Here is a 17,313-nt window from a genome sequence, read left to right as displayed (position 1 = left end):
AAATCAAAATTATATTGAGCTATAATTTAAATTAAAATATTATTTTTATAAACAATAAAATTAGCGAAAGGTATTAGCAATGAAAAAGATGTATTTTTGAATGTCATTTACTTTTTGAATATTTTCATTACTAACTTATATACTTTTACCGTTATATTCTGTTTACATCGATAAAAGAAATTTTTCATATTGATGTTTATTTTTCATCCCTATATTGTCATCTTGAAATTTCATTACAACAGCAATACTAACTTATGCAATTATATTAAGTGTCGCTTCATTGATTTTTGCTATTATTATAGCCTCCCGCTCTAATCGCAAAATATTATGCTCAATATACATCATCACTATCATATTCACGCCGATGCTATTAACAATGTTAGTATTTAGCGTATTACTTTTAATATTATTTTTTATTATAGGTGTTTTTAAATAAAGCCGAATAGTAATATTATTATTAAAAATGTTAATTACTTTTTTTAGTATTGATATGTTATTATCGTCAATTAAAATATATAAATCAATTGCTTCTTAGCAAATTTAATAAATAACAAAAATATTTAGACACTGTGCCTAAATATTTTTTGTTTTAATTGACTTTATTTTAGAGTATTTCTTCTTTAAAACCGTGACTATTATTTGAAGATACATATTTTAGTTTTATATTCACTAAACCGTCTTCGTCTGCAGATTCTGATATTTTCTTTTCAATTAGTTCTCTATTTTTAAAAATAATATTTGATATTGCTTTTACTAAATCAGTTTCTAAAAATAAAATAAGTGAACGAGCGCCCATTGAATCATCAACATTGTTAGCTACTAATAAATAATATTCTTCAATTGAATTATCGAATATTAATTTTATGTTTTTTTCTTTTAATAAAAATTCTTTTATTTTCTTGATTTTAGATCTTATAATGTCAATTTTTATTTCTAATGAGCTAATTTTATTAAAAGGAACTATGTTTGGTATACCAATTCTATTCAAAATCTCTGGTCTTTTTAGTTCATCGCTAAAATATTTTTTAACTTCTGAAATAAAATGTTCTTGAATTTTTTTACTGTCTCCATCTTTAGGCATTGTAGACGCACCTATATTTGAAGTAAAAATAATAAATGTTTCTGAAAAATCAACTAATTCTCCTTTAGAAGAAGTCAATCTTCCATCTTCTAAAATTTGTAAGAATTTATCAAAAATTTTTGAATTAGCTTTTTCTATTTCATCAAATAATAAAATAGAAAACGGCTTTTGTAAAACAGCATTAGTAAGAGTCCCACCAGCTTCATAACCTATATAACCTGGAGCCGCTCCTAAAAGTTTTTGATCAGATTCTTCATGATTATATTCTGACATATCAAATCTAATTATTTGATTTGGGTCATTAAAAATAAATTCAGATAAAGCTTTGGCTGATTCGGTTTTTCCAACACCCGTAGGTCCTGCAAAAAATAAAATTCCTCTTGGTTTTGAATTTTTCTGAATGTCAGAGCTTTGTAAAATACCTTGTAATCCCACCTGGCTTCTAATTAGTGTGTCTTTTATTTTAATACCAACATGAGATTGGCCTTTGACTTTATTGTCAAAATCCTCTAAGAATTTGTTCAAATTTTCAGCATTAATTTTTTCTCATTCAGATTCTTTCTTTTCAAAGAAACATAATCTGTATAATTCTTTAAAATCTTTTATATTATCAAGTTTGTTAGAAAATACTTCAAGTTGAAATAATTCTCTAAAAGTTAGTCCATTAGTTATTGCACTTGCGTCATTAATTTCTTTTTTAGTTATTAATTTATTTTCAAGTTTTCTAAATGAAGATCCTCTTATGTTGAAAAATGATTTTCTTTCCTCTAATGAAGGATTAGGAATTGTTAAAGAAGTTATTTCTTGATTATTATTAAAAAGTATCGAATTAAATATCTGATCGTTTTTTATCAAAATTATTAATTTAAAATTTGAAGGTTTAATTTTATGCGTTATCTGGTTAATTTCATTAGTAAACATATCAATCAATGAATTTAATTTAGCGATATCTAATTGAGTGTTTTTATCACTATAAATAGATTCGGCTAAATCTAAGATAAATAAATTTTGTGATGCAATACCATCATTATTGATTTTTTCAATTATTAAGTTTTTTAATTTTGAATTAATATCTTCATTTTTGCCATTATCATTATTCTCAATATTTACAAAATCAAATATTTCTGATTTTTCAATATCATCAAAAGTTTCTTGAAAATCGTTTTTATTATCTTTATTTTCAAAAATTTTTATATTACCATGAACAATTTCACTTTCCATTTCTCAATTAGAATTGTAAAGATATATATTATCAATACAAAGATTTTTATCTTGGTATAAATAGTGTAATAGATATTGATTAAAAGTTAAAAAATCCAAATTAGAAAATTCAGTAAGTAATTCTAAATATTCACTTTTTACAAGATTTTTATTTATATTATCTAAAGAAGGTTTTTTAATCGGTAAATTCAATACTTTTGGCGATAAAAACTCAGAAGTATTCCCCTTCAAAATTACTATATTTTTGTTTAATAACTTAAATTTTAATTGCGTTGTAATTGCTTCTTTTAAATTCATAATTAATTACCTCATCTTTTTACTTTTTCTTTTGCGCTATATTTAGGTTTGGTTGCAACAAAAGTTCTATTCACGGTATATTTAACAATATTCATATTCGAATTTTTAGTTATATATTCAAGCATCTGATTAGCCGTTTTTGAGCATACATGCCTTTTATAATCGCCAATTTGATATTCAACCGTTCCATCTGGAGAAACATTAAATATCACTTGCTCTTCTAAATCGTTTTCTAAAAGATAAATTACGCCAAGCTTTTCATTAACAACTTTTATTTGCTTTCCGGCTAATTTATACTTTTCTTCAGTCATTAAAAACTCAATAAATGGTTTTGCTATTTTATCTGCTTTCAATATTGAATTATTTTTTTCTTTAAATCAGATTTTAAAATCATCAATATCTTTTTTTGTTGTAATTATCTTTACCTTATCTTCAAAGTAGCGTTTTAATTCGTTATTTTTAATTTTGCTTATTTTTGTATAAATACTATTCTTGAAGATTCTTAATTCTTCAATAGAAGCTTTAGCATTCATTAGTTCATTAATTTTTAAATTAAGGTTATCTTCAGTTAACTCTAAATTACTATTTATGACCAAATCTCTTGCTTTATAAGCTAATTTACCAAATTCATATACATAATGATTGAAATTTTCTATCGAAATTGAGTTATCAATTTTTCTGTAATCAACTGTATCAATTATATTTAATAATAATTTATTGATTTTGTCATATTCTAATTCGTATAAACTTAATCCTTTGTATGAATTTAAATCCAGCTCAACTTTTTGATTAATATTTGATTTAACATTTTCAATTTGTTCAATAGCTTCTTTTATTAATCCATTATTTTGATATCCATTAGATAAAAGCATATTATTTAGCAGTTCAGTATTTTTATCACAAATATTTTCTAATTCTCGTTTTTCTAATTGACTTAAATTCAATGTTACGGTTGCTATGTGACTCATTATTTATTAACCTCAAATTGTTTTATATATTCGATAATTTCATCTAAATAATTATTTTCAGCTATTACTTTTTCATCACTCATTTTAAAAATATACTCAGCCGTAGTTGCGTCTTTTTTAAAAGAATGGGCATAGTTATTAGATAAATATTTGTAATAATCAACGAGTTTTAAATCTATTTTTTCTAATGACTTTGTAAATGTTGTTTTACTATTTTTTTTAAATTTTTCAAGTGTTTGTCTGATTGATACAGCTTTAAGAATTAAATTATTTCTAATATATTCTAAAGAGTTTTTTATTTCTTCTTCTTTTTTAAAAATATATTCATTAATGTAATCTAAACAGTCAATAGCCAATAAACCTTTATATACTTCTTTTTTCTTAAATTTTTCTAAATGATTTAATTTAACTGAAGCGTCAATGTCCGAATCAATTTGTTCAATTAAATCTTCAAAATCGCTAGAAATATGATTTTTTAGATCGCTATAAAATAGTGTTTCATTAAATTTATTGTCTTTATATAAATTAACTAAATGATGGTCATTTACGTGTTTTTTAAAAATTTCTCTAAGCATATTATTATTTCATGAAGATACAAAGTTAAAAACATCTAAATTGTCTGAATTGATATTGTATTTACTAATAATATTTTTAAAAATAAGTTCGCTATTATTTAAAATGCTCATGAATTTGTCTAAATCATCGCTAGTTTTAATAGTATTTAAAACATCTAAAAACACATTATTAGAAAATAGTTGAGTAATTTCTTTGAATCTATCTTTAGTTTTAAAATTACTTAAAAATGTTCAAATTTTTGAAATTAATTCAAAATTAAAGTTAGATTTTTCTTTAGTATCTTTTAAAAATTTGTCTAGATATTTTTCTAAAGCAGAAGTCATACTATCAGTGTCTGATATTTTTTTCTCATAAATATCTTCCAGTAACTCGAGATATTTTGATTCGGATATTTCAGTTGGAATAAAAAAGTCTACTGCATTTTCTTCAACTTTATTATCATCAATTTTTACATTAACTTCTATTTTGTTTATGTCAAATATTTTTTTATCTAATAGCAAAAACTTTTCATTATATTTTCCTTCAACAATATTATTTTGATCGAATGATTTTTTTATCATTCATTTTTTGATATCAAATTCTTTTATATCTAATTTTTCATAGCTATCTTTAATTCGAAAATCACTTAAAAAATTATTATTTGGGAATATAGAATCATATAACAATTCACGATTATGCAGTTCATTAATTAAATTACTCTTTATAAAATCTTCCATAAAGTTATTTTGTGCGATATTCATTGGTCTCATATTAATAGAAATAATAGTTGATGAATTATCAATATCAAAGGCATAATCAGATTCGAAAAATGCTACTTTAATATCATTACTATTTTCAACAATTTTTTCCAATATTAATTTTGAGTCATCTTTTTCAAAAAGATATTCAAGTTCCGAAACCTTTTGATCAATTTCTTTCGATTCATTTTTATCAAAGCCTTCAAAAGAATTGTCATTTCAAGATTTACCTATATTTTTAGTGTCAAAGTATTTATCATAATTCTCTGATAAGAGGTCAGTTTTGATATAAAAAGTAAAAGTTTTTTTCATTATTTTGTCAGTTAAACTGTAAAACTTATTCACTTCAACATATTTTTCAATTTTTTTATTTATGTCAATGTTTTTAATATCCATTTCTAATAAATCAGAATCCTCAATCATGCTTTCAGAAGAATTAAAATTTATAGTTATTATATTTTTTCTATGCATATCCCTTAAAATCAATAGTCAAAATTTACGAATCAAGACATCACTATTAATGTTATAAAACTTCTTAAATATATCATTTACAATAATATACTTATTTAACTTTTTAAATTCAATAAGCGGAATCAATATCAACTTATAATAAGTTTCCATTTTTTCTATTTCACGATACGTAAATTCAACCTGCTTTTGAATAACAGGAAAATTAAGTTTAATTTTTATCTTATCATTCATTATATTCCTCTTCTATAAATTCTTCTGGGGTTACAAAATTATCTTTGTTTTTCAAATAATGATTTATATATTTTTTCAATACAGTTAAGCCTTGGCTAGTATTTTTATAATATGAAAAATCGCCGACAACAATTAAAACATTTTTCGTTCGACTAAAAGCAACGTTCAGTCTAGCTTCATCGTTTAAAAAGTTGGTATTACGTTTATTAGGAGTTTCCTCTGTTCCTTTATTTTCCGATCTCACTAAGTCAACAATAATAAATTCGCATTCTCTACCTTGAAAGTTATCAATCGTATCAATTACTATTGATCTCGTTGCAATATATTTAGTATATAAATCTGGATATTTAGATTGAATAATTCCTCTAATAACAATTGCCTGATTTCTAGTCAAAGCAATAACTCCGATTTTTGATTTTTCATTTTCAATGTTTATTCCATCATGCTCCAAGTCATTTAATAATTTTTGAATTATTTTGACTATTACAATCGCATTATATTGATTCATTCTAGTGTCTAGTGTGCTCTGATTAAATTTTTTAATAAATGAACTTGGTATAAAGCCATCTTCAATTAGCATATTGTGATCAAAATTATTAACAAGGTTAAATTTATTGTCAAATTGTTTTATATCATTAATGTATTTTATTGGAAGAGTGTTAGTATCTATTAAATTTAGCTTACTAGTTATATTGCCATATTTTTTAAAATTGGCATCATTGTTAAATGTTTTAAGCTTCTGATTTTTTTGTTCATATAAAACATTTATAAAATGACAAATTTCATCTGGGAATCTATGTTGCATATCTAAAAATTCATAAGACAATGAATTACCATTCATCATTTTCGTTAATTCTTTTATTTTCTCATTAAAATAAGGATATGCCAATGCATCATTAATTTTATTAACAATATCATTTTGCATTGTTTTGTCAGCATTATCGGGACCAAGCTCTTTTTCTATCACTCAATTGTATAATTCTTCTGAAAAATCAACAGTAGGAGGCAATTGATAAGCATCACCACATAAAATTGATTTAGCCGATTGTAAGCATCTATTTATTATTTCAAATAAGTTTGATTTCGAAGTTTCATCCATGATTGTCAAATCAATTTTATAATCAACTGTCAAGTCAATAAACTTACCATTATGTTCAATTTCACTGCTTGATGTAGTTGTCAAACCAAATAAGTTAACTAATTCATTATCAAATAAAACATCCACTAATTTTTCATTTCAATAAATATCTTCATATTGGTCTTTTAAGTCATTAAGTTCAATCGCAATGTTTAACTTGCTTTTTATTTTATTTAAAACTTCAGAATTACAAAAATTATTAGTATTTTTATTCGCCCCTTCTTTTATATAGTTAGATATTTTTTCCAGCGAATCTATTCCTAGTTTTTTTAGTTCTTTTCCAATTTTTAAATAATCATATTTTTCTAAAATATTAATAATTTTTCTAGAGTTTTCTTTATCAGAAACACCGCCATCTTCTGACATAGAGAAAATATCTTCTAATAATTCTTCCAATTCTTCAATTTTCTTTCCATCTACTATTATTTTTCTAATAAATAGATTTCAGATTCTAATATTATTTTCTTTAACATCTTTATTAATATCATTGCATAATTCAAGCACTTTATTATTAGTTGAGTTAGCTTGATTCAATAAATTCTCTTCGGATATTAATGCTTTTATATAACGATTAGATAGATTTTCTTTTGAGTAAGGATTTATATTATTTGCCCTATTTCCACTTGAAACTTTTATTGCAAAAACATTAGGATTTATTGGATTTAATTTAGCAAATCTATCAAAAACATTATCAATAGCCTCATGTGTTGAAGAAGTTAGCATAATATTCTGATTTTTATATTGATAGTAATCAATTAAAGCTGATATCACTTGAGTTTTTCCAGTTCCTGGAGGACCTTGCAATAAAAATAATGCATCAGAAAAAATTGCTTTTTTAAAGGCTAAAGCTTGTTTTTCGTTCAAATTATATTTAGAGATAAAATTATTGATATCATCAATGGCTTTGCTATTTTCATCTATTTTTACTGTTAAAGGTTCAATTAACGATGCTAAAAATGAAGGCTCTTTTATATAACCTTTAAATAAATTTTTAATAGAATTATGTGATCTGGTTATTATTGTCTTTTCACCAATATTAATAGTTGATAATTGATATCTTTTTCAATTATTATTTTTAAAATAAGGTTCTATTTCAATTGATAAATCATCTTTGGTTTTAGGATCTATTTTTATCGATTTTACTCTTTTAACAAGATAGTTTTCATTATTAATTTTGTGTATCAAATTTTGATATTCTTTTTTAAGTAATTTTTGTTTACTTATTTCTTCATTCTTAGAATTAATTTTCTTATTTAATTCATTTTGTTCATTTATTAATTTATTTTTTTCATTTCTATATTCATAAATTATTTTCTCTTTTTCTTTGATTTTACTTTCAATTTCTTCTATTTCTTTTTCAATAGTTTTACGATTTTGTTTATCTAATAAATCATCAGATAATATAAATGTTTTTTTGTTAATTGAGATTTCATATTCCTTGATTAAATTTTGAATATCTTCTATTATGCCATTAAATGTTTTAATATCTTTGTCAAGGTTATCTACGTTGATATTAATTTCTTGTATTTCTTCATTTATAGCATTGATATTTTCATCAATTTTTTCTACATTTTTATCGAAGTTGTAGCTTTTTATATCTCTTTTTTGTCAATTTTTCAGCTCATTTTTATCTTCTGTTTTTTCTTCATAAAACTTAAATGTTATTTTAAGCGAATCAAACAAACTTCCCTTTGAATGAATATCTGAAAGATTTCAATCTTTTTTATGTCCTGAAACATTAAAATTATCTTTTTGAAATAAATATAAATAATTATTATCAAAATTAATAATATTGTCTTTTTCGTTTTGTTTTTTCTCTAAAATAATATCCTTATCTGACAAATTTAAGAAAAATGCAGCGTCAGAATTTTTCATATCGTTATAAAATTCTGAAAATAATCTAAAATATCTCTCAATATCATTCAATTTTAAAGAATCTTCATTTTTCTTAAAAATCGATTCAGTATTTTGTAAAACACTTTTTATTATTTGTCTTGATATTGATTTTGAATTATTACAAGTTGTCGAGTTACATTTACTATCACTATCACATACAAATTGAATTCCATCAATTTTATAAAATTTGCTATTAATTTTTTTAATTTCTAAATTATAACTAGAAATATTTATTCTTTGTAACTCGAAATTTATAATTGTATTCTCAATATTATTAGTATTACTGTAATAAGCGTTATTTATATTATTCATTTCTCTAGTTATTGTTAACTTGAAAAATAGATTAATAGCGTTGCCATCAACTTCTATACCTCCAATTTTTAAATTTGACAAATCTTCAGTTTGGACTGCAACTAAAAAATTGTCATACTCTTTGTGTTTCAATGCAGGGTCTTTCAAGATTCTAATAAGTTCGTCATATACATCATTATCTTCTTTTAAATATACTCTAGAAAGACCACACGTATAAAAATCTAAATTTTTACCTTCATTAAGAAATTTAAATAGTTTTTTATAATCTAATTTTTCTTTTGTATTTAATTTCTTACTTTCTAATTCTTTTTCTAATTGGTTTAAAATTGTTATTTTTTTACCGCGAACTTCTCTTTTGCCAAAAGTTAATTGAAAATCCTGTTTTCTCAATGCGTCGTTAGCATTAATTAATTCTGCATGAGATATATCGCATTTATTTAAAATGTTTAATATAAGTTTCATAACGCCCCTTTGTTTATTAATTTCATTTACATAGTTAAGTTATCAGAATTCTTTAATCGTTTCTAATTGTTTAAAATATTTATCATTAAATAAATAGATTTTAGAAAATAACATTTCTATTCAATAGCAAAAAAGCCACTATATTTGTGGCAATATTATTCATTGACTTTCTTTTTTTCTTAAATAGATTATAAGAGAGAGAGAGAGAGAGAGAATTCTAAAATTCATAGTAATTTAATTATAAATAAAAAAATACAGATATCCAAAAAATAAATTTTAAACTCTTTTTTTAAATAAAAAAATCTATAAACAAAAAAATATTATAAAAAAATGACCAAAACACGTTTTCGATATGTCAATATCTAAAGAAATTTATTATAATTATATTACCATGAATGATGCAAAGGGAACTTTAAATACATTCTCTTTCCCTAATCCTCTTTTAATAAGATTGAGAGAGAGAGAGAGAGAGAGAGAGAGAGAGAGACAGAGAGAGTAGACTCTTAATAGATAATTTAACAATAAATTAACACCTAACAACTAGGTGTTTTTTGGCATATTTTCATGGAGAAGGGAAATATATGACACAAAACAAAATAGATGTAAAAAGTGAAACAATTATAGATTTATTTCAAAAAGCTTCTAAAGAGCATAATTTTTTAATACCTGAATATCAAAGACCATATTCATGAGGAGAAGAACAAACCGAACAATTATTTACTGATTTATGGGAATTTTACAAAAAAATAATTGAAGATCCAAATTCAAAGGAGAAGTATTTCTTAGGTTCGATTGTTTTTTTTGAAAATGAAGATGGAAAATGAGAAATTATCGATGGACAACAACGTATAACGACCATTTTTCTACTTTTAAGAGCAATTCTTAAAAAATGCGAGAACACTAATAGTGCAAATACTAAAAATTTAGCAATGGACATTGAAAAATGTATTTGAAATATTTCAAATGATTATACAAAAGAAATTGATAAAAATTCAATGTCTATTCAAAATTTTTCAGTAATGCAAAGTAATTTAGAAGATTTTGAAAATATCATCAAAAGTGGTGAATATAACAAAAAGAGTAAAAGTAATTATTCGAAAAACTATGCAAAATTAATAGAGTTGATTGAAGAAAAAGCAAAAAATGAAATCGAGGGGATATTTAACTTTTTTAATACCATATTAGAAAAAACACTTATCTTTAATGTATCTTCGCAATCCCAAGAATCTGCTATGACGGTTTTTGAAACTCTTAACAATAGAGGAATTCCTCTTTCTGATGCAGATATTTTTAAAGCAAAAATATATAACTTATTAAAGGATAAAGAGAAAAAAGATATATTCATTGAAAAATGAAAAGAATTAGAATCCGATTGTGTTTCAATGAATAAGACATTAAATGATGTTTTTTCATACTATATGTTCTATTTAAGAGCACAAGCCGGAGATACCGACACCACCACGCCAGGATTAAGAAAATACATATTAAAATACCTAGAACAAAATAACATTGAAGATATTTTTGACAAAATGATGGAAAATATCAAAAATATTATTTCATTTCTAAAAATGTTAAATAACTTAAATGAAGAAAAAGACTTAAACTTGAAGATCAGACAACAACTGGATATTATTTTTTCTTTCTCTAATGATTTTGGTAAATACCCAGCTTTAATATACTATTTACAAAATAAAGAAAAAATTTATAATGATGATACGAGTGAATATCTTGATTTATTAATAAAATTAAGAAATAGAATCGTTACAAGATATTTATTAATTCCTTCAATAAACGATATTAAACACGGTATTTTATTACTAAATAAAAGCATAATAAAAGGCCATGAGTTTGATTTTTCTAAATTAGAAAAAAAAGATTCGAATGATGTGATGGAAAAAATCAAAAGTCCAAATGTAAAAATCATAAGCATGATTATAAAAATGTTTGAATATTCACAAAGTGATCAAGAAGAGATTGATATATTGCCAGCCAAATGAGAAATAGAACATATTTTGCCTAAATCTCATGCACAATTCGATGAAGAAAATAAAGAATTATATGAACAAATCGGAAACAAAATTCCTCTAGACAAAAGAAGTAATATTAAGGCTTCTGATAATTGATTTAAGTTAAAAAAAGAAGAATACAAAAAAGCAACAAAATTTAGATCTGCAATAAAAATCTCACAACTTAAAAATGATTATTGAACAATAAATGATATCAAGAATAGAAATAATGAATTAGTTCAAAGATTTAAAGAAATAACAAAGGATTAATATGAATAATAAAATAAAACTTTATTTCGGTTTATCATATTCCTTTGCCCTATTAGCATTTTTATTGCATCCTTTTTCGACCGGATATTATCATGTAGCAAAGCAAGTAGATATTTCTTTTTTATCAATGACGATACCAAAAGTATACCCAGGCGGAGCAGGAATCGCATTATTCATATTTGCAATTTTATTTAATATTAGTTCATTTAGTTTGGCTATTTTATTAACTTTAGAATTAAAGAAAATTGATTCGATAAAGATAAGAAACAAATATATTCTCTCAAAAATATTTGTATTCATCACAGTTTTTTTATCAATATGATTGGCAATAATTATATTTGCTTTTATTGCTTTTGTTATATTTTTATTAAGTAAAAATCACACCAAATTAGCCAAAGAAAATTTAAAACCATTAATGGAAAAAATTAGATCAGTAAAAAACGAGTCTTTAAGAAAAAAACTAGAAAAAGATGCAACAAAATCTTATGGATCTAATATATTTAATAAAACAAAAATGAAGCAAGAATTAAAAGTTATCGAGAAAAAAGTTGATGAAGAATTAAGAAGACAAAGCAATAACGTTTGATAGTATAGTCAAAAAATTACATCGGTTTAACTGGTGTAATTTTTTCATTAAAGAATTAATAAATTATGAATAATTTAGAACTATAAAGTATCGTAATTTTAACTTCTATAAATTAATCTTATTTGTTATAATATTGACATTATGGAAAAGAATATGTACGAATCACTGCTTTCAATTAAGAAGCAATATGAAGAATTAAGCAATAAACTAAATGATCCAGAAGTTTATAGCGATATAAAACAATATACAAAAATAAGCAAAGAACGTTCTAATATAGAAGAAATTTATGAAGCTTTTAAAAAGTATTTAGATATTGAAGATTTACACATCATGTCTAAAGATATATTAGCAAATGAAAAAGATGAAGAATTAATAGAATTAGCAAAAGCTGATATTGATAATCAAATTTCTCAAATGGAAGAACTTGAAGAAAAAATTAAAGAACTTTTATTACCTCAAGATGAAAATGACAAGCGTGATGTTATCATGGAAATCCGTGGCGCAGCCGGTGGAGATGAAGCCAATATTTTCTCTGGCGATTTATTTAAAATGTATCAAAAATACTGCGAAAGTAAAGGCTTTAAAGTTAAAGTTATTGACTCAACTTATGGTTCAGCTGGTGGATTTAGTCAAATAGTATTTAGTGTTAAGGGTGAAAAAGTTTTCTCACAACTAAAATTCGAAAGAGGAGTTCACCGTGTTCAAAGAGTTCCTCAAACAGAAACTCAAGGTCGTGTGCACACCTCTACTGCAACTGTTACAGTATTGCCTGAAGTTGATGATGATATTAAAATCGAAGTTAAGCCAGAAGATATTGAAATTGACGTATTTAGATCTTCAGGTGCCGGTGGACAATCAGTTAATACAACAGATTCAGCTGTTAGAATAACACACAAACCATCAGGGATTGTTGTTACATCACAAGATGAAAGAAGTCAAATCCAAAACAGAGAAACTGCAATGAAAGTTTTAAAATCACGTCTATATGAAATTGAAGTAAATAAAAGAGAAGCTGAAGAAAGTGGTTTAAGAAAATTAGCAGGTACTGGGGATAGAAGTGAAAAAATCCGTACATATAACTACCCTCAAGACCGAGTTACTGACCATAGAATTGGTTTTTCAACTTCATTAAAAGTGGTTATGGAAGGTGAATTAGATAAAATTATCGAAGCAATGATTGCTGATGAAAAAGCTAAAAAAATTCAAGAGGCTGGTTTATAATGATTGAAAAAGAGGTCTTATTACGCGAAAAAATGCGTTATGGATTACCTCTTTTTATATCTAAAAAAGAGCTTAAAATGTTAAAAAAAGACATTCCAGTTCAAAAAATTATTGGAATGCAAGAAATGCAAAATGTCAAGCTTGATTTAAGATATAAAGTTTTAATCCCTAGATATGAAACCGAAGAAGTTATTATTGCATGTTATCCTTATTTAAATAAAAACAGCAGAGTTTTGGATATTGGATGCGGTTCAGGTTTTATTGGTCTGGCAATTGCTAAAAATATTAATTGCAATGTCGAATTAGTTGACATCAGCAAGCAAGCATTAAAACAAACTTCATTCAATGCTAAATTAAATGAAATTGATAACGTAAAAATTTATAAATCAAATTTATTTAAAAATGTAAATTGTAAATTTGATTTAATAGTTTCTAACCCACCTTATTTAAATAAAAAAGATAAATTTAACTCATCACTAAGACACGAACCTAAAAAAGCACTTTTTGCTAAAAATAAGGGTATTTACTTTTATAAAAAGATATGTGATAATGCTAAAAAATATTTAAACGATGAGGGTTATTTAATATTTGAAATAGATGATAACTCATATAATTATTTAAAGCAAAGATATCAATATAAAGCACTTTGTTTAAAAGATATAAATAATAAATGAAGAATAGCCATCATTAAAGCTGAGGATCTTTAAGATTCTGGCTTTTTTTAATTATTTAGCACTCTTTTAATTTTTGTGCTAAAATTGTAAATTATGGAAAATAAAAAAAGAGACTATTATGAAGTTTTAGGCATTTCTAAAAATGCGACTGAAAAAGAGATTAAATCAGCTTATCGAAAATTAGCAATGCAATATCATCCTGATAGAAATAAAGAAGCTGGAGCTGAAGAAAAATTCAAGGAAGCAACAGAAGCTTATGAAGTTTTATCAGATCCTGAAAAAAGAAATAAATATGATCAATTCGGACATGGAGCATTTGATCAAAATTCATTTCACTATAATGAAGATATTTTTAGCTCATTTTTTGATAATTTTAAAGGTGCATTTGGCGGATTCGGTGGATCAAATCCGTTTGAAGACATTTTCGGATTTAATAAAAAATCAAAAAGAAACTATAAACAAAAGGGCGATGATCAACAAACTCGTTTAACAATTGATTTTAAAGACGCAATCTTCGGCAAAAAACTTCAAGTAAAATTAAACAAGGCAGAACAATGTTCACATTGTAAAGGAACTGGTTCTGAAGATCCTAATGATTTAGTAACTTGTGATAATTGTCGTGGAGCGGGGCAAGTTCAACAAAGCATGGGATTTTTCTCAACTGTTGCCATTTGTTCAAAATGTCAAGGTGAAGGAAAAATTGCTAAAAATAAATGTAAAGTTTGCAAGGGCAAAAAATACGAAGAAAAACAAGTCATTCAAGAAATTGAAATCCCAGCTGGAGTTGTTAGCGGACAAAATATTATGCTATCAGGCTTTGGTGAACCTTCACCTAATGGTGGACCAAACGGCGATTTATATATAAATATCAATGTTAAAGCTGATCCTAATTTCGAAAGAATCAATAACGATTTAATTTTAAATGTCCCTATTTCTATTAAATCTATTATTTTAGAAGAAGAAATCACGATTCCAACACCTTATGGAAATCAAAAAATTAAACTTAACAAAAATATGAAACTAGATGGCATTATTACACTAAAAGGTTTCGGTTTTCCAATAATAAACACTAATAAAAAAGGTGACTTAATCATTACTATTAAACCTTATATTCCAGAATTTAAAAACTCTGATAGTGAAAAAATAAAAGAAATATTCGAAAACTCAAAAGATGAAGTTTACAAGAAGTGATTAGATAAATTCTAGTCATTTTTTTATTGAAGTTATGGCTTTATGCTATTATATTATCATCAAACGGCACGGAGGTTAAGATGAGTAACAAGATAATGATAGTCGAATCACCAAACAAAGTTAAGACAATTCAAAAGTATGTTGGCGAGAATGTAACCGTACTTTCAAGTATCGGTCATATTTTAAAATTATCAACAAGGGGCGAAGGAAATTTAGGAATAGATTTTAAAAACTGAGAGCCAAATATGGTCGCTGATCCAGCTAAGAAAAAAATTATTTCAGAGCTTAAAGCCGCAACCAAAGATGCTGACGAAGTTTTAATTGCAACTGACCCTGACCGCGAAGGTGAAGCAATTGCGGCCAATTTAGTTTCAACATTAAAAGTTGAAAATAAATATAAGAGAATTAAATATAATGAAATTACCAAAGAAGCAATTGAAAATGCTATTGAAAATCCTTTAGAAATCGATAAAAGTTTAGTTAACGCTCAAAAAGCTAGAAGAATGTTAGATAGAATCATTGGTTTTAAATTATCTCAACTAATGCAACGTAAGGTTAAAAATACACCAACCACCCCTTCAGCCGGAAGAGTTCAATCAATTGCTTTAAAATTAGTAGTTGATAGAGAAAAAGAAATCGAAGCATTCAATCCTGTTTTATATTCAAAAATTGAAGCAATTATCACAAAAGAAATATCGGCTAATTTCTTTTTTAAAGAAAACCCTGATTTTAAAGGTGAAAATACTTGAATAAATCGTGATCACGCAATTGAAATAGTTAACGAGTTAAATTTAGACCCACATCTAATTGTTTCTGATTATAAAATATCTCAAAGATCAGAATCTATGATTACCCCATTTAAGCAATCTGTGTTATATAAAGAGGCTAAATATTCATCTTCAGTTGTCCAAATCAGCGCACAAAAATTATTCGAAGCAGGGTTAATTTCTTATCCAAGAACTGACTCAACAAGAATGAGTGATGCATTTGTTAAAAAAGCAAAAGAATATATTGCCAATCGCTTTGGTAATGAATATGTAGCTCATGAAATTAAAGGATTTTCAGGGGCTCAAGATGCCCACGAAGCCATCAGACCTACCGATATTTATTTAACTCCTGAAAAAGCTAAAGTTGAGCATGATTTAAATGATGTAGATAGCTATATTTATAAATTAATTTATGATAAGGCTATTATGGCAATAATGAATTCTCCAAAAAGAGAAGTTCACCAATACGAATTAAAAAACAAAAATCATTATTTCAGAATGTCATATAGTACAGTTATTTTTGACGGTTATTACAAAATAAGTGGCTATGAAGTTGCTAAACCATTACCTAAGTATAATATTGGTGATGATTTATATGTAGAAAATTTCTTTAAATCAGATAAAGAAACCAACCCTCCAGCAAGATATAACGAAGGTTCGTTAATTAAAACACTTGATGACATTAAAGTCGGCAGACCTTCAACTTTTGCTTCAACTGTTAATATAATTAAAAATCGTTTATTCGTTGAAACTAAAAATAATGTTTTACATCCTACTGATTTTGGAAAAGTTGTTTTAGAAAAATTAGTAACAGGTTTCCCAAATACAATTAATGAAGAATATACAGCTAAAGTTGAAAGTGAACTTGATTTAATTTCAGAAGGCAAAGAAGATTACAAAATTTTAATGGAAGATTTTTGACATAAGTTTAATGAAAATTTAGACGATGCAAGTCAAAGCATTGAAATTACAGTTCTACCACAAGAATCACTTGATGAAAAATGTTCAGAATGTGGTTCAACATTAATATATCGTTATACCAAAGCTAAACATCAAAAATTTATTGGTTGTTCAAATTTCCCAAATTGCAGATACATCAGAAATATCGAAACACCTAAACGTAAATATTTTAGAAAAAGCACTAAAAAAGCCGAATAATATCCGGCTTTTTATTTTTTAAATAAAAAATAAGCTATTTTAGGGCGCTA

General features: G+C 25.1%; 10 protein-coding genes. 6 read left to right on the top strand and 4 right to left on the bottom strand.

Translation table 4 applies throughout. From position 1 onward, the window contains the following. Nucleotides 1-604: 604 nt before the first annotated feature. From AB5V95_RS00780 to AB5V95_RS00765, 4 genes are read right to left on the bottom strand one after another with little or no spacing between them, the layout of a single operon-like run. On the bottom strand, nucleotides 605-2,599 hold the full coding sequence (locus AB5V95_RS00780; RefSeq protein ID WP_369086001.1) for an AAA family ATPase: 1,995 nt from the start codon (nucleotides 2,597-2,599) through the stop codon (nucleotides 605-607). A gap of 2 nt (nucleotides 2,600-2,601) precedes the next feature. Then, nucleotides 2,602-3,567, bottom strand: coding sequence for a hypothetical protein (locus tag AB5V95_RS00775; protein WP_369086000.1), 966 nt, complete (start codon nucleotides 3,565-3,567; stop codon nucleotides 2,602-2,604). After that, nucleotides 3,567-5,582, bottom strand: coding sequence for a hypothetical protein (locus tag AB5V95_RS00770; protein ID WP_369085999.1), 2,016 nt, complete (start codon nucleotides 5,580-5,582; stop codon nucleotides 3,567-3,569). The genes AB5V95_RS00775 and AB5V95_RS00770 overlap by 1 nt, the downstream gene beginning before the upstream one ends. After that, nucleotides 5,572-9,390 (bottom strand): AAA domain-containing protein, encoded by a 3,819-nt coding sequence (locus AB5V95_RS00765; protein ID WP_369085998.1) that lies wholly within the window; start codon nucleotides 9,388-9,390, stop codon nucleotides 5,572-5,574. Before AB5V95_RS00765 ends, AB5V95_RS00770 begins: the two co-directional genes overlap by 11 nt. A gap of 581 nt (nucleotides 9,391-9,971) precedes the next feature. On the opposite strand from AB5V95_RS00765, the gene AB5V95_RS00760 reads away from it, so the two are divergent. From AB5V95_RS00760 to topA, 6 genes are all read left to right on the top strand, one after another. Continuing rightward, entirely contained in the window at nucleotides 9,972-11,666 is a 1,695-nt protein-coding gene (locus tag AB5V95_RS00760; RefSeq protein WP_369085997.1) for a DUF262 domain-containing protein, read from the top strand. Nucleotide 11,667: 1 nt separating this feature from the next. Further along, nucleotides 11,668-12,255, top strand: a complete 588-nt coding sequence (locus AB5V95_RS00755; protein WP_369085996.1) for a hypothetical protein — start codon at nucleotides 11,668-11,670, stop codon at nucleotides 12,253-12,255. A 138-nt stretch (nucleotides 12,256-12,393) separates the two neighbouring features. Beyond that, nucleotides 12,394-13,473, top strand: coding sequence for a peptide chain release factor 1 (gene prfA / locus AB5V95_RS00750; protein WP_369085995.1), 1,080 nt, complete (start codon nucleotides 12,394-12,396; stop codon nucleotides 13,471-13,473). Further along, on the top strand, nucleotides 13,473-14,180 hold the full coding sequence (gene prmC / locus AB5V95_RS00745) for a peptide chain release factor N(5)-glutamine methyltransferase (protein WP_369085994.1): 708 nt from the start codon (nucleotides 13,473-13,475) through the stop codon (nucleotides 14,178-14,180). The genes prfA and prmC overlap by 1 nt, the downstream gene beginning before the upstream one ends. A gap of 60 nt (nucleotides 14,181-14,240) precedes the next feature. Next, nucleotides 14,241-15,353, top strand: coding sequence for a molecular chaperone DnaJ (gene dnaJ, locus AB5V95_RS00740; protein WP_369085993.1), 1,113 nt, complete (start codon nucleotides 14,241-14,243; stop codon nucleotides 15,351-15,353). A 65-nt stretch (nucleotides 15,354-15,418) separates the two neighbouring features. Continuing rightward, a complete protein-coding gene (gene topA / locus AB5V95_RS00735; protein WP_369085992.1) occupies nucleotides 15,419-17,263 on the top strand; it encodes a type I DNA topoisomerase in 1,845 nt (614 codons plus the stop codon). The last annotated feature ends 50 nt before the right edge of the window (nucleotides 17,264-17,313 follow it).

Origin of the sequence: Metamycoplasma spumans, assembly GCF_041026625.1 — a bacterium.
Taxonomy (GTDB): domain Bacteria; phylum Bacillota_I; class Bacilli_A; order Mycoplasmatales; family Metamycoplasmataceae; genus Metamycoplasma; species Metamycoplasma spumans.
This window is presented reverse-complemented; position numbering and strand designations above follow the sequence as displayed.